Below are 23,455 nucleotides of genomic sequence, written 5' to 3'. Positions count from 1 at the left end.
CCGCCTCGGGGCCGGTCGGCGCGCACCGACCCGGCCGGCCCCGGGCGCACCGGTCACGCCGAGCGGTCCGCCCCGTCGATCCACGCGTACGCCGCCCGCGCGGTGAACTCCCGCTGCCCACCGGGGAACATCAACCCCGCGCCGGCGAAGGCCGGATCGCCGACGCTCCCGGACACGTAGGGCACCGCGATGCACCGCATCCCGGCCCGCCGCGCCGCCAACACCCCGGGCGCGGCGTCCTCCACCACCACGCACGCTGCGGGTTCGGCCCCCAGCCGGCGCGCGGCCTCCAGGAACACGTCGGGCGCGGGCTTGCCGTGCGGCACCTCCTCCGCCGACACCACCGTGGTCAACAGCGCGTCCAGCCCCGTCCCGGCCAGCACGGCCTCGATCGCGGCCCGCGACGAGCCGGACGCCACCGCCATCGGATGCCCGGCCCCGGCCAGTCGCACCACCAGCTCCCGCATCTGCGGGAACACGTCCGTGCCGGCCCGGGCCAGCTCCAGATAGGCGCGGTTCTTCCCGGCCAGCAGCTCCTCCACCGGGGCGTCGATGCGGTACTCCCGCGCCAGCGCCGTCAGCGTCTCGCGGGTGCCGATCCCGATGAAGCGCAGATGGTGTTCCCAGGTGAAGTCCGTGACGCCGTACCCGGCCAACACCCGCCGCCCGGCCTCGAAGTAGTTGGGCTCGCTGTCCACCAGCGTCCCGTCGAGGTCGAAGATCACCGGTGCGGGCCCGCCCGCCGTGCCGTCCGTCATCGCTCAGCCCGCCTGCGCGGCCGTGCCGCCCACGGACTCGACCAGCGGCAGCATCCGGTGCGGCACCCGCTCGCGCAGCGCCACCTCCGTCCGCGTGCGGACCACGCCCGGGAGCTTGATCAACCGCTGGATCACGTCCTCCAGGTGTGCCGCGTCCCGGGCCACCACCCGCGTCAGCAGATCGCCGCCGCCGGTCGTCGAGAACGCCTCGATGATCTGCGGCACTTCGGCCAGCGCGGTGGCGACCTCCTCCAGGTGCCCCTGTGTCACCTCGATGTGCACGAAGGCCAGCACCGGGTGGTCCAGCGCGGCGGGGGAGAGCCGCGGGCTGTAGGCGGTGATGACCCCGTCCCGCTCCAGGCGGTCCAGGCGCGCCTGCACCGTCCCGCGGGCGACCCCCAGCACCCGGGCGTACTCCCGCACGCTCGTCCGCGGCTGCTCCAACAGCAGTTTCAGGATCTTCGCGTCCAGTGCGTCCACGGCCATCGGCCCACGGCCTCCTTGAGGTCGACGGTGTCGAAACGACGGTCGGGGCGCGCGGGGTAGATCCATTATGCGGCCGCGCGGCCCCTCCCGTCACCGTACCCAAGGACGATCTTTCGTGCCGATTGGCCGCTTTAGGTTGGAGGCGCCCGACCCGACGCAGGGCCCCGCCGACCCCTGGAGCACTGATGACGCACGACGCACCCGCGCCCCACACCGACGACGACCTGACCGCGGTGGCGGCCGAACTGGTCGCGATGGCCGCCGCGGACCACGCGGCCACGGCCCGTGCCAACGCCCCGGACTTCGCCGACCAGTTGGCCTGGCGCCGGCTCACCGCCCGGCACGCCGACCGCCTCACCGAGATCCTGGACGCCCACGGCTGGCCCACCGCGGACCGCTTCGGCCCGGACGCGGCCCGCGCGGCCTGGTTGGTCGCCCAGCACGCCGACCGTCAACTGGACGTCCAGCGCCGCGCGCTGCGGCTGCTGGAACGCGCCGTCGCCGACGGCCTCGCGGCCCCCCGCGACCTGGCCTTCCTGCACGACCGCACCCGGGTCAACGAGGGCCGCGAGCAGCGCTACGGCACCCAGATCGCCGGCGTCCGGGATGGCGCGCCGATCCCGTGGCCCTGCGAGCACCCCGAGGAGATGGACCGGCGGCGCACCGAGGTGGGCATCCCGCCCTTCGACGAGTACGTCGCCCGGTTCGCCTGAGCGCCCCGGCGCGCCCGGCTCCGGTCAGGTCACGGTCAGTGTGGCCTTGCCCTCGGCGGCCGAACTGCCGCCCACGTAGACGTCGATGGCGCCTGGCTCCAACCGGAACTCGCCGTGCGGGGCGTTGCTCCAGAACCCCAGGTCCTCGGCCGCCAGCCGGAACCGCACCGTCCGGCTCGCGCCCGGCGCCAGCGTCACCCGTTGGAAGCCCGTTAGCCGGCGCACCGGTTGGGCGATGCTGGCGGCCCGGTCGTGGACGTAGAGCTGGACGACCTCGTCGCCGGCCCGGGAGCCGGTGTTGGTGACGGTCGCGGTGACCTCGACGGAGTCGCCCGCGCGCAGCGCGTCGGCCGCGATCCGCGCGCTGCCGAGCCGGGGCGCGCCGGTGCGGAAGGTGGTGTAGCTCAGGCCGTACCCGAACGGGAAGAGGGGCCCGTCCGGGAGGTCGAGGTACTTCGACGTGAACTTGTCGTTGGGGTTGTAGGGGCGGCCGGTGTTCTCGTGGTTGTAGTGGATGGGGAGTTGGCCGACCGACCGCGGGAGCGAGACCGGCAGCTTGCCGCCGGGGTTCACCTTGCCGAACAGCACATCGGCGAGGGCGTTGCCGCCCTCGATGCCGGGGTGCCAGGCCAGGACCACGGCCGGGGCGCGGTCCACCCAGCCGCCGATGGTCGGCGGCCGCCCGCCGACCAGCACCACCACGAACGGCCGGCCGGTCCCGGCGATCGCCTCGACCAGCCGCTGTTGCGCCCCCGGCAGCCCGATGTCGCTGCGCGCGGACGCCTCCCCGCTGAGCGCCGCCGGTTCGCCCACCACCACGACGGTGGCCTCGGAGGCGGTGGCCGCCGCGACCGCCTCCGGGATGCCGCGCACGTCGTCGCCCTGCGGATCGACGCCGCGGGCGTGCCGGACCGTGCCGCCCGGCACCGCCCCGCGCACCGCGTCCAGCACCGTCCCGGCCGGGAACTTCTCGGCCGCCGCCGGCAGCACCCACGTCCCCAACAGGTCGGTGGAGTCGCCGAACGGGCCCACCACCGCGAGCGACCGGACCGAGCCGCGCAGCGGCAGCACCCCCCGGTCGTTCTTGAGCAGCACCATCGACCGGCCCGCCGCCGCCCGGGCCGCCGCCCGCGCCGCGGCGGACGGCTCGCCGATCGCCTTCGCCTCGTCGACGTACGGGTGCGCGAACAGCCCCAGCGCGTACTTCAACCGCAGCACGCGGGCGACCGCGTCGTCCAGTCGGCGTGCCTCGATCCGGCCCTCCCGGAGGAGCCGCTTGCCGTGGGTGACCAGGGTGGTGCTGGTCATCTCCATGTCGACGCCGGCGTTCAGCGCGAGCCGCGCGGCGTCCGCGCCGTCCTCCGCGACCCCGTGCGGGAGCAGCTCCTGCACGCCGTTCCAGTCGCTCACCACCATCCCGTCGAAGCCCCACTCCCGCTTGAGAACGTCGGTGAGGGTGTGCGGATTGGCGTGCGCCGGGACCCCGCCGACGAGGTTGAACGACGCCATCACGGTCGCCGCCCCGGCGTCCAACGCGGCCTTGAACGGCGGCAGATAGAGGTTCCGCAGCCGGGACTCCGACACGTCCACGGTGTTGTAGTCGCGCCCGCCCTCGGCGCCCCCGTACGCCACGAAGTGCTTGGCGCAGGCCGCGATCCGGTCCCCGGCGGAGAGCCGGTCGCCCTGGTAGCCACGCACCTTGGCGGCGGCGAACACCGACGCCAGATACGGGTCCTCGCCGTTGCCCTCGGCGATCCGGCCCCAGCGCGGCTCGCGCGTCACGTCCATCATCGGGGCGAAGGTCCAGTGCACCCCGTTGGAGCGGGCCTCCGCGGCGGACACCTCCGCGTCCCGCGCCGCCACCCGCGGATCGAAACTGGCCGCCTGGGCCAGCGGGATGGGGAACGTGGTCCAGAAGCCGTGGATCACATCGAGCCCGTACAGCAGCGGGATGCCCAGCCGCGACTCCTCGACGGCGATCCGCTGGAGGGCGTTGCAGGTCCGCGCGCCGAAGATGTTCAGCACCGAGCCCAACTGCCCCTTGCGGGCGGCCTCTTCGACGGCCTTCGTGCCCGGCCCGCCCGGCCCGGTGTCGTAGACCCACGGGAGCTGCTGCAACTGCCCCAGCTTCTCTTCGACAGTCATACGGGCCAGCAGGTCATCGACCTTGCGGTCGTACGGCCCGGGCCGGCGCGGGGCGGTCTCGGCGGCGGGAGCGGCCCCCGCCTGCGCGGCCCGGGGAGGCGGCTGCGCCCGGGCCGCTCCGGCGTTCGCCAGACCGGTGGTCGCCGCGGTTCCGCCCGCGGCGGCCAGTAGGGAACGACGTCGCAGCCCACCCATGCCTTCACCTTTTTCATCCATCGAGGGGTAAAGGTTCTCTCAAGGCGCCAAGAGCTGAAGTGACGGTAGGTGGTGGGCAGTTGCCCGTCAAGGCGTCGTGCGCCCCACCGCGTCCGCCCGGACTGGCCGTGGCCCGCCGACGTGGATCAGGATGCGGGGATGACGGAGAACCACACCGACCTGACCCCCTGCCGGCTCGACTCCTACACCCGCGACGACGTGACCGTGATCCTCGGCGACGGCCCCGACCCCTTCGGCGTCGACAGCGCGGGCCTGACCTGGCTGCCCAAGGAGGAACACTTCGGCATCCGGCTCGGCGACCGCCTGGTGGCACACGCCGGGCTGCGCCGGCTCCCCCTCGTGCTCGGCGGGGCGGAGACCTCGGTGATCGGCGTCGGCGGGGTGGCCGTGGCCCCCGACGTGCGCGGCCGGGGCCTGGCCCGCCGGGTGGTGGCCGCCGCGCTCGATCACGCCCGCACCATGGGCCCGCCGCACGCCCTGCTGTTCTGCCGCCCGCCGCTGGTCGCCCTCTACGCGCGCCTGGGCTGGCGGGAGGTCCGGGAGGAGGTCCGGGTCGAGCAGCCCACCGGCCCGGTCGTGATGCCGCTGCGCACCATGTGGACCCCGCTGCGGGACGGGGCCACCTGGCCGCCCGGCCCGGTGCGGCTGCTCTCCGCACCGATGTGAGGCGCGCCCCGCGCCTCCGAGAGGCGCGTGGGCCGCTCCCAGGGCCAACTCCAGTGCCCGGCCCGACGCCCGAACTCGCCAACCCCCGGCGCCGATCGACCGGAAGGCAGCGCACGCGCGGGGTCCGGTCCGGCACACTCCCGGCATGACGATCGCCCGGATCAACCCCCAGGAGCTACACCCGACACCCGGTTACCACCACATCACCGTGGTCGAGGCCGGCCGCACCGCCTACCTGGCGGGGCAGTGCCCGCTCGACCGCGACGGCGCCGTCGTCGGCCCGGGGCTGGCGGCACAGATCGACCAAGTCGTGGCGAACGCGCTGGTCGCCCTGGCCGAGGTGGGCGCCGGGCCGCAGCACGTCGTGCGCTCGGTGATCTACGTGCGGAGCGAGCGGACCGCCGAACTGAGCGCCGCCTGGCGCCGGCTCAACGACTCGGCCCTCGGCCCCGCCTTCACCACCGCCAGCACGCTCCTGGGGGTGGCACAACTGGGCTTCCCGGGCCAGCTCGTGGAGGTGGACCTCACCGCGGCCCTGCCTGACTGAACCGCTTCCCGCCACCCGGCCCGGCGGACGCCCCGCAGGGTGGTCCGATGGCCCGCTTCCGGCCGCCGTGATCCGCTCCCGACTGGGCCATTGGCCCAAGATGTTCATCCACTGTTGAACAATCGGCTACCCGGATGCTGAGATGGACGCGTCGATGGCGCTGCGGATCCCCGCGGCGCCTTTCTCATGTCGTGGTGCACCGGCGGGCCTGCCGTGGTGCGCCGGTGTACCGAAAGGGCGGGGGAACTTGCTGAAGAGGGCGTTCGTGGCGCCGGACCCGGGGCGTATGCGGCTGCGGTTCGCGACCCGGGCCGTGGTCGGGATCGGGCTCGCCGTGGCGCTGTGCGGGGCGGCCGGGCTCTCGCTGGTGGCCTCCGTCACCGGCGGCCTGGCCGCGATGCTCGCCCTGTTCACCGTCGCCGACCCGACGGTGCGCGGGCAGGCCGTGACGACCGCGCTGCTGCCGGTCGTCGGTCTCCCGGTGCTGGCGCTCGCCGCCGTGCTGCACGACCTGCCGCTCGTCCGCGACCTGGCGTTCCTCGCCGTCGTCGGTGCCGGGGTGTACGCCCGGCGCTGGGGCCCGCGCGGGCACTCGCTCGGCGTCTTCGCCTTCATGACCTACTTCGCGGCGCAGTTCCTGCACACCGTGCCCGGCCAACTCCCCGAGCTCTACGCCGCCATGTCGCTCGCGCTCACCGCGTCGTCGCTGGTGCGGTTCGGCGCGTGGTGCTACGAGCGGCGGTCGCCGGCGCCCGCCGCGGTGGCCGTCCCGGCCGGCGGCACGGGCCTGGCGCGGATCACCACCCGACAGGCCGTCCAGGCCACCGCGGGCGCCGCCGCCGCGCTCGCCGCCGGGCACCTGCTGTCCGACCAGCGGTGGTACTGGGCCGTGGGCGCCACCTGGTGGGTCTTCGTCAACACCACCTCGCGCGGCGAGACGCTGATCCGCGGCTTCCGGCGGTTCCTGGGCACCGTGCTCGGCGTCGTCGTGGGCTTCGCCGTCGCCATGCCGCTGCACGACCAGCCGGTCGCGGCCGCCGCGGTCGTCGCCCTCAGCGTCTTCGGGATCTTCTACACCGCCGCCGTCTCCTACACCTGGATGATGCTCGCCGTGACCGTGCTGGCGAGCATGCTGTACGGGCTGCTCGGCGTGCTTGATCCGGCGCTGCTCGCGCTGCGGGTCGGCGAGACGGTCGTCGGTGCCCTGGGCGCGGTGCTGGCGGTGCTCCTGGTGCTGCCGGTGACCACCCACGCCATCACCGACGAGCGGGTCGAGCGGGCCCTGCGCTGCGTGCACGCCTGCACCGCGGCGGCCGCCGCCCGGCTCGCGGGCGATCCGCAGGCCGATCCGGCGCCGCGGGTCGCCGAGTTGGAGGCGATCCTCGACCGGGTACGACTCTCCCTCGTTCCGCTCGTGCACCCGCTCAACCCGCTGCGGGCGCGCAAGCGGCGGGCCCGACAGGTGCTCGCGTTGCTCGACGACTGCGCGCGCGAGGTGCGCGGGCTGGCGTCCGTCGCCGCCGACCCGGAGGCGTCGCACGACGACCGGCTGGCCGCGGCCTGCTGGCGCGTGGAGACCGCCGTCGAGGCGCTCACCGACGCCCCGCTCGACGGCCGCCGCGAGCGGACCGCGGCGGCCGTGGCGCCGCACACCGGCGACGGCGGCCCCGTCCTCGCCCATCTCCACGCCCTGGAACAGGCCCTGCTCGCGCTCGCCGTCCCCTTGAACCGACCGGCCTCCGGCAACGGAACCGACCGGCTCCCGGCGGGGGCCTGACGGAAGCCACCGGCGCCTCCCGGCCAACGCCGGTCCCCGCGCCCGCCCGCCCTGTTAGCGTCGCCGGGACAACGGGGCACCGTCCGGAGGGCGAGGACCGCGACGGGCCGGACGGCCCCCACCGCGGCCGCCCGCCACCACGGCCGGACGGCCCCGACGGGCAGGCAGCGGACGAAGGGCGGCGACCAGTGGCGACGACGGAACCGGCGGCGGACTCGACGACGGAAGCGGCACGGCGGACCTCCGGCCGACCGGCGCGCGGAGGCCAACTCCGCGCCTACCTCGGCTCCTTCACCACGGCCGGCGGCGCCGGCATCACCACCGCGGCCGTCGACCCGGTGACCGGTGCGCTGACCCCACTGCACTCCACCGACGCCGTCCCCAACCCCTCCTACCTGGTCGCCGCCCCCGACGGCCGGCACCTCTACGCCGTCAGCGAGACCCCGAACGGCGCGGCCGCCGCCTTCCGTCTCACCCCCGAAGGCCCCGAACTGCTCGCCCCCGCCGCTCCTCTCGGCGGCGCCGACCCCACCCACCTCACCCTCACCACCGGCCACCTGGTCACCGCCAACTACAGCTCCGGCGACGTCAGTACGCTCCCCGTGCACGCCGACGGCACCCTCGGCGGCCCCCCGAGGGTCCTCGCCCACCGGGGCAGCGGCCCGCGGCCCGACCGTCAGGAGGGCCCGCACGCCCACGCCGTGCGCCCCGACCCCAGCGGCCGTTGGCTGCTCAGCGTCGACCTGGGCACCGACTCGGTCCGGATCTGCGCCCTCGACCCGGCCAGCGGGACGCTCTCCGTACGGGACGAGACCCGACTGCGCCCCGGCAGCGGGCCCCGGCACCTCGCCTTCCACCCCGACGGCCAACTCGCCTGCGTCATCAACGAGCTCGCCCCCACCGTCACGCTCTGCCGCTGGGACGCCGCCCGGGGCCGGCTGACGCCCCTGGGGGAGACCCCGCTGCTCCCCGAGGGCGCCGCCGCTGCCGGCGACCCGACGTACCCGTCCGCGCTGGTCCTCTCCCGGGACGGCCGCTTCGGCTGGGCGGCCAACAGGGGCCACGACAGCATCGCGGTGCTCTCCCTGGACGCCCAAGCCGGCACCGCGACCCTGGTCACCACCGTGCCGTGCGGCGGCCACTGGCCCCGCGACCTCGCGCTGCACCCCGACGGGCGGCACCTCTACGCGGCCAACGAACGCTCCGGCGACATCACCTGGTTCGCCCTCGACCCGCGGACCGGCGTGCCCGAGCGGGCCGGCTCGGTACCGGCACCGGCCGCCTCCTGCGTGGTCTTCGCCTGACCCGGCCGACCGCTCACCCCTGGGGGAAGCGCCCGCCGAAGTACACCTGGGTCTCGACCAGTCGTCCGTCGCGCACCGTCATCACCTCGACGTTGCGGTGGCGTTCGCCGGTCGTCAGCTCGTAGGCGTAGCGGACGAAGACCTGGTCGTCGTCGAACGGGACCGCGTCGAGGAGCTCTTGGGAGCGGAAGCGGTGCGCGGTCGGGAAGCAGACGTCCAGGAACGCGGCCCGGTCGAGGTGGTCGTCCTGCGGGCTGGTGAAGACGAACTCCTCGGCGAGCAGCCGCTCCATGGCCGGCCGGTCCTGGGCCCGGTAGGCGGCGAAACAGGCCCGGACGACGTCCTCGGGCACGGCGGTGTCGGACACGGCGTTCCTCCTGCTGGGCGGGGCGTGGTCGGGCGGGGCACCCGACGGTAGACGATGCGCACGGGTCGGACCCCTCGGCCGGGTGGGCGGGCGCGGGAGAACAGCGGGCGGCGGGGGAGTCGGGCGCAACGCGGAGGGCCGCCCCGGCGCGCTCGGCGCGGGACGGCCCTCGGTGAACGGGTTTCGCGGAGTCCTACCGGGCGGCCGCCCCCAGGCCCTGGCCCGGCAGCGTGATCCCCATCGCCGCCGCGTAGTTCGACAGCACCAGCCGGCCCACCGCGCCGTACGCGCCGAGCGCCTCGGCCGAGGCGCAGCCCGCCTCCGCCGCGGCCGCCCCCAGAAGGCCGTCGGCGAGTTCGGGGCCGATCAGGTACGGGGCCAGTGCCAACTGCTGCGCGCCGGCCGTGCGCAGCTGGTCGGCGGTGCGGGCGATGGCGCCCTCCTCGTCCAGGCCGGCGGCCAGCACCGGCACGGCCAGCCGGGCGGAGAGCAGCATGCCGGTGATGCCGGCGGCCTGCACCGCCTCCTCGCCGCCGACGGTGGCGAGGATGATGCCGTCCGCGGCGGTCGCGACGGTGAACAGCCGGGCCCGGTCCGCGCGGGCCAACCCGGCCTCGGACAGCCGGACGTGCAGCGCCTCGGCCAGCAGCGGGTGCGGGCCCAGGACGTCGGTCAGTTCGGCCCCGGACGCGCTGTTCATGATGGCCTGGCGTATCCGGCGCAGCAGCGCGCTGTCCGGGCCGGCGAGCAGCGGGACGACGACCGCGGCGGGGCCGGGGTCGGACTGTCCGGTCTCGGCCGCCCGCGCCTGCTGTTCGGCGGCGGCCTGCGCCAACACCGCCTCCAGGGACGGGAACTCGTCGTCCCCGCCGTCGACGTAGCCGATCCGCGCGTCGAGGCCGGGCAGTTCGGAGCGGGCGATGCTGGAGACCTCCTCCGCCAGGCCGCGCGCGGCGGTGGAGGGGGTGCCGGGCACGGCGAGCACCAGGGCGGGTGCGCCCTCGGGTGCGGCGAGCGGCTCCGGCTTGCGGTGGCGGCCGGAGGGCCGGTTGCGCGGCGTTCGTACAGGCAGGCCGGGTGCGCCTCCCGGGCTCGGGGAGTCGATATCGATACGGGGCGAGCCAGGTGCGGGCCCAGTGGGGGAACTCATGGCGCCGCATGCTAACGCCTCGGCATGCCCGGCCGCGGAGGGAGGGTTCCGTCGCGAGGTATCCGTCCCGTTTTATCCCGCGCGTCGTGGCGACGGGCCCGTCACATGCCCTGTGATCTGCAACAACTTCCCATCGACGGGCAGTGCCAGGCGGTCCGCGGCGAGCGCCGCGGCGAGCGCCAGCGCCCCGTCCAGCGGGCTGCCGGCGGCCGGTTCGAGGCGGGCTCCGGGCAGCCGTTCGGCGAGCGCCTCATGGAGCGGGGACAGCAGCGGGGTGCCCAGGTGCAGCAGCCCGCCGGTGAGCGCGACCGTGGCGTCCGGGCCGGGCGGGCAGACCGCGGCCGCGGCGTCGGCGATGTGGCGCGCGGCGTCGGCCAGGATGCCGGCGGCGACCGCGTCCCCGGCGGCGCAGCGCGCCACCTCGGGGGCGAACGAGGCCAGTACGGCGGGTCGGTCGGGGCGCGGGTAGAGCGCGCCGGGCAGCCCGCCGACCGGCCCGAACTCGGCCCGCGCGCGGGCCAGCAGCGCCGGTGAGCCGCCGGGCCGCCCGTCGTGCGCGCGCATCGCGGCCTCCAGCCCGGCCCGCCCGATCCAGGCGCCGCCGCCGCAGTCGCCCAGCAGATGGCCCCAGCCGTCGGCCCGGCGCCAACCGCCGGCCGGCGTCAGGTCGGTGCCCAGCGCGACCAGGCCGGTGCCCGCGGCGACCACCGCACCGGGCCGCTGGCCGAGCGCCCCGACATAGGCGGTCACCGCGTCCGTGGCGAGCGCGAGGCGGCGGACCCCGAAGGCGGCGGCGAGGGCGTCGGGCAGCCGGGCGCGCAGCTCGTCGCCGAGGATGCCCATCCCGGCGGCGCCGACGCACACCGCGCCGAACCGGTCCGCGCCCACCTCGCGCGCCAACTCCTCGCCGGCCGGCAGGAGTTGGTCCAACAGATGGTCGGCGTCGATGCCCGCCGGTCCGGTGCGGACCGGCTCGCGGGAGGTGATCGTCGCCGCCGGCCGGGCCCCGTCGGCGCCGGCGCGGGCCACCGCGATCCGCAGCCCCGAGCCGCCCGAGTCCACCCCGAGGACGAACGTTTCGGCCGCCGGGTCAGGGGACTCAGCCGAGTCCACGGGCGTCCTGCTTGAGGGCGGTGTCGACGGTCAGCGCGGTGGCCACCACCAGGCTCAACAGCGGGTCGGGCAGCGGCCGGTGGATCTGCAGCACGTAGTTGTCCGCGGTGGTGAACATCGTCTTGGCCAGGCCCTCCCAGGTCTTGGTGATCCGGGCGACCTCGGTGTCGGTGTGGTCGACGATGGCGAAGTTCCAGGCCCGCCAGTTCTCCGCCTTGATGGCGCCGACCTGTTGGCCGTTGACCAGCATCGCGAAGTTGATCTTCCCGATGGCGTTCTGCTGGACGATCTCGCCGACCGGCTGGCCGTCCGGACGCGCCACCAGCACCTTGGACTTGATCAGCTTCGCGGGCCGGGTCAGCGTCAACTGCGGCTGCCCGTAGGCGTCCCGGATCTCCAGCCGGTGGGTCATGTACTGGTCCAGGCTGGAGACCACCCGGAGCATCTTCTTCGCGGTGCTCTGGCCGATCTCCACGACCGAGCCGAGGGTGTTGCCGTGCTGGTCGTAGACCGCGTACTCGTTGCTCACCTCGATGAGCTTGGCCTTCTGGTTGACCACCAGCACCGGCTCGGTGAACAGGCTGCCGCCGCCCGCCCCGGTCGGCGCCACCCCGGCCTGCTGCTGCACCTGGTGCTGGATGCCGGCCTGCTGGCGCGCCTGATGGAGCGCGTCCGCGCCGTACGGGCCGGGCTGGCCGTGGGGGGCGCCGCCGGGCTGCTGGCCGTACGGGGCCTGGGCCGGGGCGGGTTGCTGCTGCGGCGGGTACTGCTGGGGCATCTGTGCCTGCGGGCCCGGTTGGGGCGCCTGCTGCTGGGGCATCTGCTGCGCCGGCTGCGGCTGGCCCGGCTGCCCGGCCTGCTCCTGGGAGTGCGCCTGTTGGCCGGGGTGGGTGTGCGCGGTCCACTGGGAGCCGTCCCACCAGCGGAGTTGGTGGGGAGTGCCCTGCGGGTCGGCGTACCAACCCGCAGGGATGTTCGTCTGCGTCATGCCGGGAACACTATCGCCCGGCTCCGGACGCCGGTCCGGCTCAGGGCAGTCGCCAGTCCACCGGCTGGGCGCCCTGCCGGACGAGGAGGTCGTTGACGCGACTGAACGGCCGCGACCCGAAGAAGCCGCGGTCGGCGGACATGGGGGAGGGGTGCGCGGACTCGACGGACGGCAGATCACCCAGCAGCGGCCGAAGGTTGCGCGCATCGCGCCCCCACAGCACCGCCACCAGCGGGCCGCCGCGCGCCACCAGGGCGCGGATGGCCTGCTCGGTGACCTGCTCCCAGCCCTTGCCGCGGTGGGCCGCGGGTTTGCGCGGCGCGGTGGTCAGCGCTCTGTTCAGCAGCAGCACGCCCTGCTGGGTCCACGGCGTGAGGTCGCCGTTGGACGGTCGGGGCAGCCCGAGGTCGGAGTGCATCTCGCGGAAGATGTTCTCCAGGCTTCCGGGCAGCGGACGGACGTCCGGCGCCACGGAGAAGCTCAGCCCGACCGCGTGCCCCGGTGTGGGGTAGGGGTCCTGACCGACGATGAGCACCCGCACCTCATCGAAGGGTTGTTGGAAGGCCCGCAGGACGTTGTTGCCGGCCGGGAGGTAGGTCCGGCCGGCGGCGATCTCCGCCCGCAGGAAGTCGCCCATCGCGGCGATCTGTCCGGCGACCGGCTCAAGTGCCTTGGCCCAGCCTGGTTCGACGATGTCTTGGAGAGGTCGTGCAGCCACGGGATCACCCTACTGGCCGACGCGCCTCTCCCCTCAATTCCCGGCCACCGGCGCCTCATGCCACCGCCGCCGCCCGTACGCAGAGCACGTCCGGCAGGTGGCCGGCGAGCTGCTGCCAGCTCTCGCCGTCGTCGGCGCTGGCGTAGACCTCGCCGTTGCGGTTGCCGAAGTACACCCCTGCGGGGTCGGCGTCGTCAACGGAGAGGGCGTCCCGCAGCACCGTGCCGTAGTGGTCCTCCTCGGGCAGCCCGGCGGACAGCGGCTCCCAGCTCGCGCCGGCGTCGGCGGTGCGGAAGACCCGGCAGCGGTGCTCGGCCGGCACCCGGTCGATGTCGGCGGTGATCGGGAAGAGGTAGGCGACCTCGCCTCTTCGGGGGTGTGCGGCCACCGCGAAGCCGAAGTCCGAGGGCAGGCCGCCACCGATGTCCGTCCAGCTCGCCCCGGAGTCGTCCGAGCGGTAGACGCCCCAGTGGTTCTGGAGGTAGAGCCGGTCGCGGTCGACCGGGTCCTGCGCGATCTTGTGCACGCACTGGCCGAACTCGGGGTGCTGGTCGGGCAGGAAGACCGCCTTGACGCCCTTGTTGGACGGGGCCCAACTGGCGCCGCCGTCGTGGGTGCGGAACACCCCGGCGGCGGAGACCGCGACCGTCACCGTGGCGGCGTCCCGCGGATCGGTGACCACGGTGTGCACGGCCAACCCGCCGCCGCCCGGCACCCACTTCTCCCGGCTGGGGTGCTCCCACAGCGCGCGGACCAGCTCGAAGGTCTCGCCGCGGTCCTCGGAGCGGAACAGGCCGCCGGGCTCGGTGCCGGCGTAGACCACCTCGGGCGCCGCCGGGCCCGCGGGGTGCAGCTGCCACACCCGCTCCAGCGAAGTCCCGGTGTCCTTCGGGTATGTGACGGGTGGACGGGTGGGCTCGTGCCAGGTCTCGCCCAGGTCGTCGGAGTGGAAGACCGACGGGCCCCAGTGCGCGCTGTCGGCGCCGGCCAGCAGCCGGGGCCGGGCACCGCGGGTGTCGATCGCGAGGGAGTACACCGCCTGCGCGGGGAAGTGCGCTCCGCTCAACTGCCATGTGCCGCGCCGTCGACGGCCGATGAACAACCCTTTGCGGGTGCCCACCGCGAGGAGTACGTCTGTCATGCCGGAACACCTCCGGGACGCCGTTGTCTCAGATGCCGTCAGTGTGCACCCGACCACTGACAACGGCGGTCCCGAACGGTGTCGACGCAGGTCAGACGGCCCGGTGGTACTGCGGCGGCACGTGCACCGCGGCGCCGAGCTCGCGGGCGGCGTGCTGGGCGAAGCTGGGCGAGCGCAGCAGCTCGCGGCCGAGCAGCACCGCGTCGGCCTGGCCGTCCGTGACGATCTTCTCGGCCTGCTGGGCCTCGGTGATCAGGCCGACGGCGCCCACCGGGAGCCCGGCCTCCTTCTTGACCCGCTCCGCGAACGGCACCTGGTAGCCGGGCCCCACCGCGATCCGCGCGTCCGGGGCGTTGCCGCCCGAGGAGGTGTCCAGCAGGTCGACGCCGTGCTCCTTGAGGTCGCGGGCGAACCGGACGGTGTCGTCGGCGGTCCAGCCCTCGCGGTCGTCGCCGTCGTCCTCGCTGAGCCAGTCGGTCGCCGAGATCCGGAAGAACAGCGGGAGTTCGTCGGGCCAGGCCGCCCGCACGGCGTCCACGATCTCCAGCGCCAGCCGGGTGCGGTTCTCGTAGGAGCCGCCGTAGGCGTCGGTGCGGCGGTTGGTGAACGGGGAGAGGAACTCGTTGATCAGGTAGCCGTGCGCACCGTGGATCTCGACGACCTGGAAGCCGGCGTCCAGCGCCCGGCGCGTGGTCGCCGCGAACTCCTCGACGATCGTGGCGAGCTGCTCCGTGGACAGCTCGGCGGGGGCGGTGTGGCCGTCGTCGAACGCCAGCGGGCTCGGGGCGACCGGCTGCCACCCGTACCCCTCGCCGGGCCGGATCGGGGCGCCGCGGTCCACCCAGGGGCGCTCGGTGGACGCCTTGCGGCCGGCGTGCGCGATCTGGATGCCGGGGACGCTGTTCTGGGCCTTGAGCGCGTCGGTGATCCGGCGGAACGCGGCGGTCTGGGTGTCGTTCCACAGCCCGAGGTCGTAGGGGCTGATCCGGCCCTCGGGGCTGACCGCGGTCGCCTCCGCCAGGATCAGGCCGGTGCCGCCCGCCGCCCGGGCCACCAGGTGCTGGAAGTGCCAGTCACCGGGGGCGCCCTGCTCCGGTCCTTCGGGGGCCGCCGAGTACTGGCACATCGGCGCCATCCAGAGGCGGTTCGGGATGGTCAGCGCGCGGAGGTTGAGGGGCTCGAAGAGTGCGCTCACGGCAGGCTCCTGTACCTGGACGACGGAACGGCGGGGCGGGGCCCGACCGAGCCCCTGCTCATACGATAGGCGTCGTACTACGGCAGATGTCAAACTACGACGGCCCTCGTACAATGGCTTGGCAAAGGCCGCCGCCAGCGGGGAACGCCGCGGGCGGGTGCGCCACAGCCCACTCGATCCGCAGGTCAGGAGCGGTCATGTCGCCCGAAACACCCGCCGCCGGGGCCGCCTCGGGCGCCCGGTCACTGCCCCATCCGTCCCGCGAGGACATCCGGCTCGCCCAGGTGCTGCACGCGCTCGCCGATCCCATGCGGCTGCGCATCGTCTGCGTGCTGGCCGCCGCCGACGACGAGTTGAACTGCGCGGACATCGAGCTCCCGGTGAGCAAGTCGACCTGTACGCACCACTACCGGGTGCTCCGCGAGCACGGCGTGATCCAGCAGGTCTACCGCGGCACCGCCAAGATGAACGGCCTGCGCCGGGACGACCTCGACACGCTCTTCCCCGGCCTGATCGACGGCGTCCTGCGCGCGGCCGGCCTCCAGGACCACCGCCTCAAGGAAGCGCGCTGAAGGGAAGAGCGCTGAGGCGAAGCGCGCCGAACGGGCCCGCGGTCGCCCCGGCTCAGCGCCCCACCATCGTCGACCGCGCCGCCCGCAACAGCCCGTCCCAGTCGGCCAGCTTGACCGTGCCGCGCCCCAGCCCGCGCCCCCGCTCGGCCTCCGCCGCCTCGATCGCCAACCAGCCGCGCCAGGGCACCGGCCGCGCCCCGGCCCGCTCCAGCGCCGCCACCGGATCCGCCGCCACCGGACGCCGCGCCAGTGCCGCCGCGTCCGCCAGCAGCGAGGTCGCGGTCTCCTTGGCGCACGGCCGGTTGGTGCCGATCACCCCCGTGGGGCCGCGCTTGATCCACCCCGCCACGTAGACGCCCGGATCCGGCGCCCCGTCCCGCAGGACCCGCCCGCCCGCGTGCGGCACCGTCCCGGTCGCCTCGTCGAACGGCAGCCCCGGCTGCGGCAGCCCCCGGTAGCCCACCGACCGCAGCACCAACTGCCCCGCGATCTCCTCGTGTTCGCCGGTCCCCTTGACCCCGCCCCGCCCGTCGGGCGCGGTCCGCTCGAACCGCACCGCCCGCACCCCGGTCGCCGGGTCGCCGAGGACCTCCACCGGCCGCAGGAAGAACCGCAGATGGATCCGGCGCGCCCGCCCGGTCCCCGCCGCCCGCTCCACCGGCCGCTCGGCCCAGTCGCGCAGCACCTCCACGTTGCGCCGCGCCGGGGCCGGCAGCGCACCGGGGTCCCGGTAGCCCGGGTCCAGCGCCAACTCCTCGGGCCTGACCACCACTTGGGTACCGGGCAAGGCCCCCAGCTCCCGCAGCTCCTTGGTGGTGAACTTGGCCTGCGACGGCCCCCGCCGCCCCACCATCCACACGTCCTCGACCGAGCTGTCGGCCAGCGCCTTGAGCGCCTCCTGCGGCATGTCGGTCGCGGCCAGCTCGGCGGCGCCCCGGGACAACATCCGTGCCACGTCCACCGCGACGTTCCCCACCCCGATCACCACCGCCGAACGCGCCGTCAGGCGGAAGCCGTCGGCCTCCGCGTCCGGGTGCGCGCTGTACCAGGCGACGAAGTCGGTGGCCGGATGGCTGCCGGGCAACTCCTCCCCGGGGACGTTCAGATGTCGGTCCGTGGCGGCGCCCACGCAGAACACCACCGCGTGGAACATCTCCCGGAGCTGCGCGAGCCCGACCCCGCCCCCGCCCACCTCCACATTGCCCAGGAAGTGCACCCGGGGGTGCTCCAACACCGTCCGCAGGTTGTTCTGCAGCGACTTGATCTTCTCGTGGTCGGGCGCCACGCCGTACCGCACCAGCCCGTACGGACACGGCAGCCGGTCGAGGACGTAGACGTCGAGGTCCGGGACGGACTCCTGTCCGACCAGGGTCTGGGCGGTGTAGACACCGCTCGGTCCGGAACCGATCACAGCGACACGAAGCACGGGTGGCCCCTTCCGCGGAGTACCCCCAGGATCGCACCCGGGAGCCTGCGGCGGGAGAGCTGCGCTATCGGGGTTGCTCCCGGTCGGATGAGCGTGCCGCGCCCGTTGGCCGGGTGAGCTGGGGGCTAGGTTTTTGGTTGTGTCGGAAAGTGAGTTTTATACCGATAACCACCGATATAAAGCGCAAGGCGGGGCATCGGAGTGGCCCGACTGGGAGCTTCAGGCGCACGGTTCGGCCGCGTCCGAACTCGGCCCCTGGTTCAGCGCTCGCCTGACCTTCCCCCACGGCGCCCGGATCGACGTCCTGGTGACCGCCACCGGTGACCACCTCACCGTCGAGGACGTCCGCGCCGACCCGCCCCTGACACTGGACGACCTGGCCGCCCTCGCCCACTGGATCGAGGGCCCGCTCGACGACGCCTGCCGCGCCGCCACCGGCCGCCCGCCGAAGTCCGCGCCCGCCCCCGAGGCGCCCGCCGCGCCGGAAGGCGGCGAAGACCCCGTCCGCCCCCGGGAGGCCCACCCGCACCCGCCACCACCGGCGGGCGAGGTCGTCCACGGCGAAGGTGCTCTCTGCGGTACGGGCGCCGGCACGGAACCGCGGGCCGGCGCGGCGGACGGGGCGCCAGGCGGGGCGGCGAGCGGCGCGACGGTCGAGCCGGCCGCCGACGAGCCGTCCGGGACGGCAACTGCCGCCGACGGCAGCTCAGAAGCGGACGCCACCCCGGACCGGGAACCGGACGCCGCGGCCCGCTCCACCGTCCTCGTGCGCTCGCGCGCCGGCGAACGGCGCAAGCTCGCGGCGGCCGCCTACCGCGCGGCCCAACAGGAAGGCCAGGACCCCGTCCTCGCCGTCATGAACGCCACCGGCCGGAACCGCCGCCGCGCGCTACGCCTGATCGCCGGCGCCCGCGACGCCGGACTGCTGACACCGCGCCACAACAAGCGCTAGGCGCCGCGGCAACGGGCCCTGGATTTCCGCCCGTTCGCACCACCGCACCACCGCATCGCGGACCGGCACGGATTCGCCCGGACCGCCCCGTGCTACACGTCGGGGTGCCCCCGCGTCGTCGACCCCTCGGGGGGCCGTTCGCCCGGTGGCACGCCCATCTCCCAGTCCAGTCCGTACCGTTGGAACAGCTCGGCGCGCAGCCGGATCCGCGGCATCTGCGCCCCCGGGAGCAGCATCGGCACCACCGAACCCATCAACAACGCCCGCAGCATCGGGTAGTCGACATCCGGATCCGCCGACCCGTAGGCCACCACCGTCTCGCGCAGCAACTGGGCCAGCCGCTGCTGCTCGGGGCACTGGATGAAGCCCGAGGCGGTCAGGATTCCGGCCATGTGCGTCCGCATCAGCAGCGGTTCGTCGTGTGCCAGCCCCAGGATCGCGTCGATGGCCCGGGCCAACAGCTCCCGCCCGGCGTCCGGCCCGGTCGGCAGTGGTGCGCGCCCCAGCGCGGCCTGGAGGGTGCGGTGCATCAGCCGGTGCACGGCCGACTGCAGCAACTGGTGCTTGCTGGGGAAGTAGTACGAGATCAGACCACGGGCCGCCCCCGCGCGCTGCGCGATGTCGCCGAGCGTGGTCGCGTCGTAACCCCGCTCCCTTACCAGCTCGACCGTCGCCTGCAACAGACGCTCGCGGGAGCGCCGTCGCAATTCTTCATTGACCGATGCGCTGCGGGGGGACATGCTGTAACTCCTGCGTTGACTGGCTGAGAGCCAGTATACTCAGCACAGGTCGGAACCCGCGCCCGTAGGGGCGGGGGAGCCGGCTGAGCTGCCTGATTCGGGCGATGCGGGGGATCGTCCGAATCGGGAAGCGTGAGGGCCGGAACGGCCGTCGTGCACTGCGTGGTTGGCAGTTGCGCGGCGGGCGTTCCGGCCCTTTGTGGTGGCGCGGCGGGTCAGGCCAGGGCGCGTTGGGCGGGGGCGGCGACCTCGGGGTCGTCGAGGTGCCAGTGCAGGTCGCGGACGTCCGGCTCCAGGGAGAGGCGGGCGATGACCTGTTCCAGGGCCTGGGCGAGGTCGCCGGAGACGGCGGCGGTGGCGCGGATGCCGGTGGTGTCCTCGGCGTCGCGGCTGGCCCGCAGGCTGATGGGGGTCAGGCCGGAGGCGCTGAGCGCCTGGAGCAGCAGGGCGCGGATGTGCGTCTCGGCCTTGCGCTCGCAGACCACGTGCACGGTGGCGTGCACCGCCTCGTCGGGGTCGGACCCGGAGGCCGGCGCCCGGTCCAGCAGTCGGCCGGCCGGGCGCAGGACGAGGTGGACGCCGAGGACGGCGAGGGTGCCGATGGCGGCCAGTTCGAGCCGTCCGGAGGCGGCCAGTACGCCGACCGCGGCGGAGCACCACAGGGTGGCGGCGGTGTTCAGCCCGCGGACCCCCGCGCCGTTGCGGAGGATCACGCCGCCGCCGAGGAAGCCGATGCCGGAGACGACGTACGAGGCGACCCGGGTCGGGCTGCCGGAGTCGCCGACGGCCGTGCTGTAGAGGACGAAGAGGGTGGCGCCGGCGGCGACCAGCGCGTTGGTGCGCAGCCCCGCCATGCGGGCCCGCCACTGGCGCTCGACGCCGATGAGCGCTCCGCAGGCCACGCCGGCGGCGAGCCGGATCATGAAGTCGACGAGGGACAGGGTGTGCATGGCAGCGCCTCCTTCGGGGCTGGTGGGGTGTGGCGGGCAGGGGTGACGGGCGGCCGAACGGTCAGTGGCCGAGGGCCACTTCGACGACCTTGATGACGACCAGGACCATCGCGACCAGCAGATAGGTCCGCAGCGCGGTCAGGCCGACCTTGTGGCCGGTGGAGAGGACCGGCTTGGGCAGGGTCTCCAGCGGCGGCATCCGCCAGTCGTCGCGGCCGGTGCGGTCCACCGGCCGGCCGCCGAACGCCCAGCCCTTGCGGCGGCGCCGCAGTTCCGCGTACCCCAGCGCCAGCACCCCAGCCGCGCCGCAGCCGGCCATGATGCCGAGGATGGTGGAGGCGCCGATGTCCGGGAAGAGCACGGCGGCGGTGAGGATGACCGAGAGGGTGACCAGGACGCCGACGACGGCGGCCGTGAAGGCGTTGGTGCGGCGGCCGTTGACCCACGGGCCGAGCACCGTGCGGTCGTTGCACAGCAGGAGCAGGAAGACCGACGCGGACGGCAGCAGCACCCCGGCCAGCGTCTGCACGCCCTCGGTGAGCAGGCCGAGCGGGGAGCCGGGGATCAGCACGATCGCGGCGGCCGCGGCGACCAGGCCGGCGTAGACGGCGTAGAAGCCCTTGGCGCCGCCGATGCCGCGGTGCAGCGAGTGCTTGATGCCGAAGACGTCGCCGATGGCGTAGGCGGTGGACAGGGAGACGGCGAAGGCGCCGATGATCGAGGCGTCGAGCAGGGCGATGGCGAAGAGGACCCCGGCCAGCTTGCCGGCGTGCGCGGCCAGGCCGTGCGCGATGCCGGCGGTGTCGGTGAACGCGCCGACGCCGTGGGTGCCGGCGAAGGCGGCGGCCGTGCACCCCATCAGGGCGGCGGCGCCGATCACCACGATGGCGATGCCGATCCACAGGTCGGCCTTCTCGTACGACATGAAGCGCGGGGTGATGCGCTTGTCGATGACGTAGGACTGCTGGAAGAAGAGCTGCCAGGGGGCGACGGTGGTGCCGACGATGCCGATGATCAGCAGCATCACGGTGGACAACTGGCCGGGGCCGCCGGGGAGATGGGGGACGACGAAGTCGTGGGCCATCTGTCCGGTGGACGGGTGGACCATGAAGTAGAGCGGGACGAGCAGCAGCGAGGCCGCGCACAGCCCGATGGCGATCCGCTCGAACCGCCGGAACGATCCGGTGAAGGCGGAGGCGATGATCACGGCGGCGGCCAGTACCACCGCGCCGACCTTCGGCAGGCCCAGGTAGCCGGCGGCCAGCGTGATGCCGATGAACTCCGTGACCAGGGTGAGGGCGTTGAGGAGGAAGAGGTCGATGACCGAGAACGCGCCCCAGAACTTCCCGAACCGCTCCAGGATCAGTCGGGCGTGCCCGACGCCGGTGACGGCACCGAGCCGGAGCACCATCTCCTGGTTCACGTAGAGCACCGGCACCAACAGGAGCAGGGTCCACAGCAGATGCGTGCCGTAGTTCTGGCCGGCCTGGCCGTACGTGGCGAAGGCGCCGGCGTCGTTGTCGCCGACCATCACGATCAGACCCGGGCCGACGATCGCCAACAGCGTCTTGAGCTTGGCGGACAGGCCCCGGCGCGGGGCGGTGTCGTCGTGCCGGATGGTGCCGAGCGCACCCCGGATGTCGCCGAGGTGTGCCTCATCGAGGACGGCGGTGGGCGGCGCCGTCGGGGGCGCGGCGGGGGCCGTGGGGCGGATGGTGGTCTCGGTCATGGCTACCTCCCAAGTCCCCCTTGAGGGGGCGGAGTTGGGGGCACGCTGCAGCCATCCTCCCTGCGCGGGCACGCAGCACGACCTCCCGTGCCGGCGGCGGGCCGTACGGGGCGTGATGCGGCGGGAGGCCGCGCAGGGAAGGTGGTTACCGCGTGCCGGAAGAATGCGAGGGCAGGCGGAGCAGGGGCCGATGATGGCCCGGACTACTGCATTCCATGTCTCTCGCCTCCTTCCGGTCGGGGCGCCTGGGTGCGCCGTCGTCGATCCGGTAAGGAGCGGACCAGTCGCCGTCGACTGGTTCACCCCCACTCGTCAGAGCTTTGGCACGTCACGGCGTAGCCCCGTGCGGGGCAGCCACCTGGGGTCACCCCTTGGGCCGGGGAGACCTGTCCTGATCCGGAGCGTCTCTCGACGGGTGGGATCAGTGGCCTGTGTCCGTGACGACGCCTCACCGAACGAGGTGACCGCTGTCAAAACCTCTAGGAGCTTAGACCTGCCGGCGGAGGTACTTGCGCGAATGTGCAAGCTTTTGACCGACTCTTAACCAAGCGGCCACCTTTGAACTCCGCCGCCCCGGTCGAGCCGCTGGACACCGCCCGGCTCCCGGGTGAGCATGATCCGCATGTCCGAGCACCTCCAGCCCGACGAGGCGGGCGACCGCGGCACCCCGACCGAGTGACTGGACCTCATCGAGGCGCTGTTGGCGCCCGCGATGGCGGGGCTGGACGAGGCCGGGCGGCGGCTGCGGCCGGCCTGGCGACGGGTCACCCGCGGCGAACCCCGCTGGCCGTCGACGCTGGCGGTGCTGGTGGCGGTGGTGCTCCAGTGGCGGCTGCCGGAGCGGCTGGCGATCCATCCGGGGTGGCTGTTGCCGGGGCTGGAGACGGTGCTGCTGCTCGTTCTGGTGGCGGCCGACCCGGTCCGCATCGAGCGGGTCTCCCGGCTCTACCGGTGGGCGGGTCTGGCGTTGATCGCGCTGATCAGCGCGGCGAACGCCTGGTCCGCGGTGCACCTGGTGATCGGTCTGGTGCGCGGCACGGAGGGCGAGGACGCCGCGGCGCTGCTGGCCACCGGCGGCGCCATCTGGGTCACCAACGTCCTTGCCTTCGCGCTCTGGTACTGGGAGTGGGACCGCGGCGGGCCGGTCGCCCGGGCCCACGCGGTGCGCCGCTACCCCGACTTCCTCTTCCCGCAGATGGCGACGCCGGCGCTGGCCCCGGAGCACTGGGAGCCGCGGTTCGCCGACTACCTGTACCTGTCCTTCACCAACGCCACCGCGTTCAGTCCGACCGACGTGATGCCGCTCACCCGTTGGGCGAAGCTGCTGATGCTGTTGCAGTCGGCGGTCTCGCTGCTGACCGTCGTGCTCGTGGTGGCCCGCGCGGTGAACATCCTCAAGTGACGTGCCGTCAGGCGCCGTTGGCCGCGAAAAACCCGCGGCCCGGTGTGTGAAGGTCGCGTTGCGAGGGTATGGCGACGTCATGACGGGGCGATGAGACCGCCATGAGAAGTCGATGAACATGTGCGTGAAGAGGCAAACGTTTGGCGAAGCCTTGACCGCGCGGGCCGTGACCAATCGATGACGCGTCTCTGGCCTGCGGTTTTGTTCCGCGGCGTCGAAGATCCCGAAAACAATCTCCGCCCGGAGTCAATTCTTTCCCACGTCATGGTTAGACTCCGCGGTCGGTTTCCCGGTGCGGCCTGCCCAAGTGACCCGTCGCGACTTTCACAACGTGTTCGAATGCTGGATTGGGGTGCACGACGGGCGAACCCGTGCCTGGTCAGCGGCATCTGTAGGGGCG

General features: G+C 74.0%; 21 protein-coding genes, 2 pseudogenes and 1 riboswitch. Of the genes and pseudogenes, 9 read left to right on the top strand and 14 right to left on the bottom strand.

The features are described from left to right. Window positions 1-53 precede the first annotated feature (53 nt). Both ACIQU6_RS33455 and ACIQU6_RS33450 read right to left on the bottom strand, forming a co-directional pair. Window positions 54-758 carry an HAD family hydrolase gene (locus ACIQU6_RS33455; RefSeq protein ID WP_403485490.1) on the bottom strand — a complete coding sequence of 235 codons (705 nt, stop codon included), beginning with the start codon at window positions 756-758 and terminating at the stop codon, window positions 54-56. A 3-nt stretch (window positions 759-761) separates the two neighbouring features. Then, window positions 762-1,244 carry an Lrp/AsnC family transcriptional regulator gene (locus ACIQU6_RS33450; protein WP_403485489.1) on the bottom strand — a complete coding sequence of 161 codons (483 nt, stop codon included), beginning with the start codon at window positions 1,242-1,244 and terminating at the stop codon, window positions 762-764. Window positions 1,245-1,429: 185 nt separating this feature from the next. On the opposite strand from ACIQU6_RS33450, the gene ACIQU6_RS33445 reads away from it, so the two are divergent. Continuing rightward, a complete protein-coding gene (locus tag ACIQU6_RS33445) occupies window positions 1,430-1,957 on the top strand; it encodes a DUF6624 domain-containing protein (RefSeq protein ID WP_403485488.1) in 528 nt (175 codons plus the stop codon). Window positions 1,958-1,981: 24 nt separating this feature from the next. Here the strand turns inward: ACIQU6_RS33445 and ACIQU6_RS33440 are convergent, their stop codons facing one another. Next, the gene (locus tag ACIQU6_RS33440; protein ID WP_403485487.1) at window positions 1,982-4,297 is read right to left on the bottom strand and encodes a glycoside hydrolase family 3 N-terminal domain-containing protein; all 2,316 of its coding nucleotides are present in this window, start codon (window positions 4,295-4,297) and stop codon (window positions 1,982-1,984) included. A 159-nt stretch (window positions 4,298-4,456) separates the two neighbouring features. Here ACIQU6_RS33440 and ACIQU6_RS33435 point away from each other — a divergent pair, with 159 nt between their 5' ends. The 4 genes from ACIQU6_RS33435 (at window position 4,457) to ACIQU6_RS33420 (ending at window position 8,612) form a co-directional block, all read left to right on the top strand. After that, entirely contained in the window at window positions 4,457-4,984 is a 528-nt protein-coding gene (locus ACIQU6_RS33435) for a GNAT family N-acetyltransferase (protein WP_403485486.1), read from the top strand. 145 nt (window positions 4,985-5,129) lie between these two features. Beyond that, window positions 5,130-5,531, top strand: a complete 402-nt coding sequence (locus tag ACIQU6_RS33430) for a RidA family protein (protein WP_403485485.1) — start codon at window positions 5,130-5,132, stop codon at window positions 5,529-5,531. Window positions 5,532-5,778: 247 nt separating this feature from the next. Then, window positions 5,779-7,308, top strand: a complete 1,530-nt coding sequence (locus ACIQU6_RS33425) for an FUSC family protein (RefSeq protein WP_403485484.1) — start codon at window positions 5,779-5,781, stop codon at window positions 7,306-7,308. Between the two features lie 188 nt (window positions 7,309-7,496). Continuing rightward, window positions 7,497-8,612, top strand: a complete 1,116-nt coding sequence (locus ACIQU6_RS33420) for a lactonase family protein (protein ID WP_403485483.1) — start codon at window positions 7,497-7,499, stop codon at window positions 8,610-8,612. 13 nt (window positions 8,613-8,625) lie between these two features. On the opposite strand, the gene ACIQU6_RS33415 is transcribed toward ACIQU6_RS33420, so the two are convergent. The 7 genes from ACIQU6_RS33415 to ACIQU6_RS33385 form a co-directional block, all read right to left on the bottom strand. Next, entirely contained in the window at window positions 8,626-8,979 is a 354-nt protein-coding gene (locus ACIQU6_RS33415) for a nuclear transport factor 2 family protein (RefSeq protein WP_403485482.1), read from the bottom strand. Between the two features lie 193 nt (window positions 8,980-9,172). Beyond that, window positions 9,173-10,129 (bottom strand): hypothetical protein, encoded by a 957-nt coding sequence (locus tag ACIQU6_RS33410; RefSeq protein WP_403485481.1) that lies wholly within the window; start codon window positions 10,127-10,129, stop codon window positions 9,173-9,175. A 72-nt stretch (window positions 10,130-10,201) separates the two neighbouring features. Then, window positions 10,202-11,242, bottom strand: coding sequence for an N-acetylglucosamine kinase (locus tag ACIQU6_RS33405; RefSeq protein ID WP_403485480.1), 1,041 nt, complete (start codon window positions 11,240-11,242; stop codon window positions 10,202-10,204). Continuing rightward, window positions 11,229-12,230 carry a phospholipid scramblase-related protein gene (locus ACIQU6_RS33400; protein WP_403485479.1) on the bottom strand — a complete coding sequence of 334 codons (1,002 nt, stop codon included), beginning with the start codon at window positions 12,228-12,230 and terminating at the stop codon, window positions 11,229-11,231. Before ACIQU6_RS33400 ends, ACIQU6_RS33405 begins: the two co-directional genes overlap by 14 nt. 40 nt (window positions 12,231-12,270) lie before the next feature. Further along, a complete protein-coding gene (locus ACIQU6_RS33395; RefSeq protein ID WP_274912057.1) occupies window positions 12,271-12,948 on the bottom strand; it encodes a uracil-DNA glycosylase in 678 nt (225 codons plus the stop codon). Between the two features lie 55 nt (window positions 12,949-13,003). Continuing rightward, the gene (locus tag ACIQU6_RS33390) at window positions 13,004-14,089 is read right to left on the bottom strand and encodes a WD40/YVTN/BNR-like repeat-containing protein (RefSeq protein ID WP_403485478.1); all 1,086 of its coding nucleotides are present in this window, start codon (window positions 14,087-14,089) and stop codon (window positions 13,004-13,006) included. A 91-nt stretch (window positions 14,090-14,180) separates the two neighbouring features. Then, window positions 14,181-15,284 (bottom strand): NADH:flavin oxidoreductase/NADH oxidase, encoded by a 1,104-nt coding sequence (locus ACIQU6_RS33385; protein ID WP_403485477.1) that lies wholly within the window; start codon window positions 15,282-15,284, stop codon window positions 14,181-14,183. A gap of 197 nt (window positions 15,285-15,481) precedes the next feature. Here ACIQU6_RS33385 and ACIQU6_RS33380 point away from each other — a divergent pair, with 197 nt between their 5' ends. Continuing rightward, on the top strand, window positions 15,482-15,856 hold the full coding sequence (locus ACIQU6_RS33380; RefSeq protein ID WP_403485476.1) for an ArsR/SmtB family transcription factor: 375 nt from the start codon (window positions 15,482-15,484) through the stop codon (window positions 15,854-15,856). A gap of 52 nt (window positions 15,857-15,908) precedes the next feature. On the opposite strand, the gene ACIQU6_RS33375 is transcribed toward ACIQU6_RS33380, so the two are convergent. Then, window positions 15,909-17,282, bottom strand: a complete 1,374-nt coding sequence (locus ACIQU6_RS33375; RefSeq protein WP_403485475.1) for an FAD-dependent oxidoreductase — start codon at window positions 17,280-17,282, stop codon at window positions 15,909-15,911. A gap of 139 nt (window positions 17,283-17,421) precedes the next feature. Between ACIQU6_RS33375 and ACIQU6_RS33370 the strand changes: the two are divergent. Beyond that, a pseudogene (locus ACIQU6_RS33370) lies at window positions 17,422-17,763 on the top strand (DUF6214 family protein); the annotation flags it as partial. Window positions 17,764-18,063: 300 nt separating this feature from the next. Further along, window positions 18,064-18,234, top strand: a pseudogene (locus ACIQU6_RS33365) (DUF6214 family protein); the annotation flags it as partial. Between the two features lie 92 nt (window positions 18,235-18,326). Here the strand turns inward: ACIQU6_RS33365 and ACIQU6_RS33360 are convergent. The 3 genes from ACIQU6_RS33360 to ACIQU6_RS33350 form a co-directional block, all read right to left on the bottom strand. Next, complete coding sequence (locus ACIQU6_RS33360) at window positions 18,327-18,974, bottom strand: TetR/AcrR family transcriptional regulator (RefSeq protein ID WP_403485474.1); 648 nt, start codon at window positions 18,972-18,974, stop codon at window positions 18,327-18,329. Between the two features lie 215 nt (window positions 18,975-19,189). After that, the gene (locus ACIQU6_RS33355) at window positions 19,190-19,924 is read right to left on the bottom strand and encodes an MgtC/SapB family protein (protein WP_403485473.1); all 735 of its coding nucleotides are present in this window, start codon (window positions 19,922-19,924) and stop codon (window positions 19,190-19,192) included. A 61-nt stretch (window positions 19,925-19,985) separates the two neighbouring features. Then, window positions 19,986-21,653, bottom strand: a complete 1,668-nt coding sequence (locus ACIQU6_RS33350; RefSeq protein WP_403485472.1) for an NRAMP family divalent metal transporter — start codon at window positions 21,651-21,653, stop codon at window positions 19,986-19,988. 296 nt (window positions 21,654-21,949) lie between these two features. Then, window positions 21,950-22,120: riboswitch (M-box (ykoK) riboswitch) on the bottom strand. A gap of 233 nt (window positions 22,121-22,353) precedes the next feature. On the opposite strand from ACIQU6_RS33350, the gene ACIQU6_RS33345 reads away from it, so the two are divergent. After that, window positions 22,354-23,055: a hypothetical protein gene (locus ACIQU6_RS33345; RefSeq protein ID WP_403485471.1), complete on the top strand. Its 702-nt coding sequence runs from the start codon at window positions 22,354-22,356 to the stop codon at window positions 23,053-23,055. Window positions 23,056-23,455: the final 400 nt, after the last annotated feature.

The sequence above is a fragment of the Streptomyces sp. NPDC090442 genome (assembly GCF_044769405.1).
Classification (GTDB): Bacteria; Actinomycetota; Actinomycetes; order Streptomycetales; family Streptomycetaceae; genus Streptomyces.
Note: the sequence above shows the minus strand (reverse complement) of the source record. Positions and strands in the feature narration are given on the sequence as shown.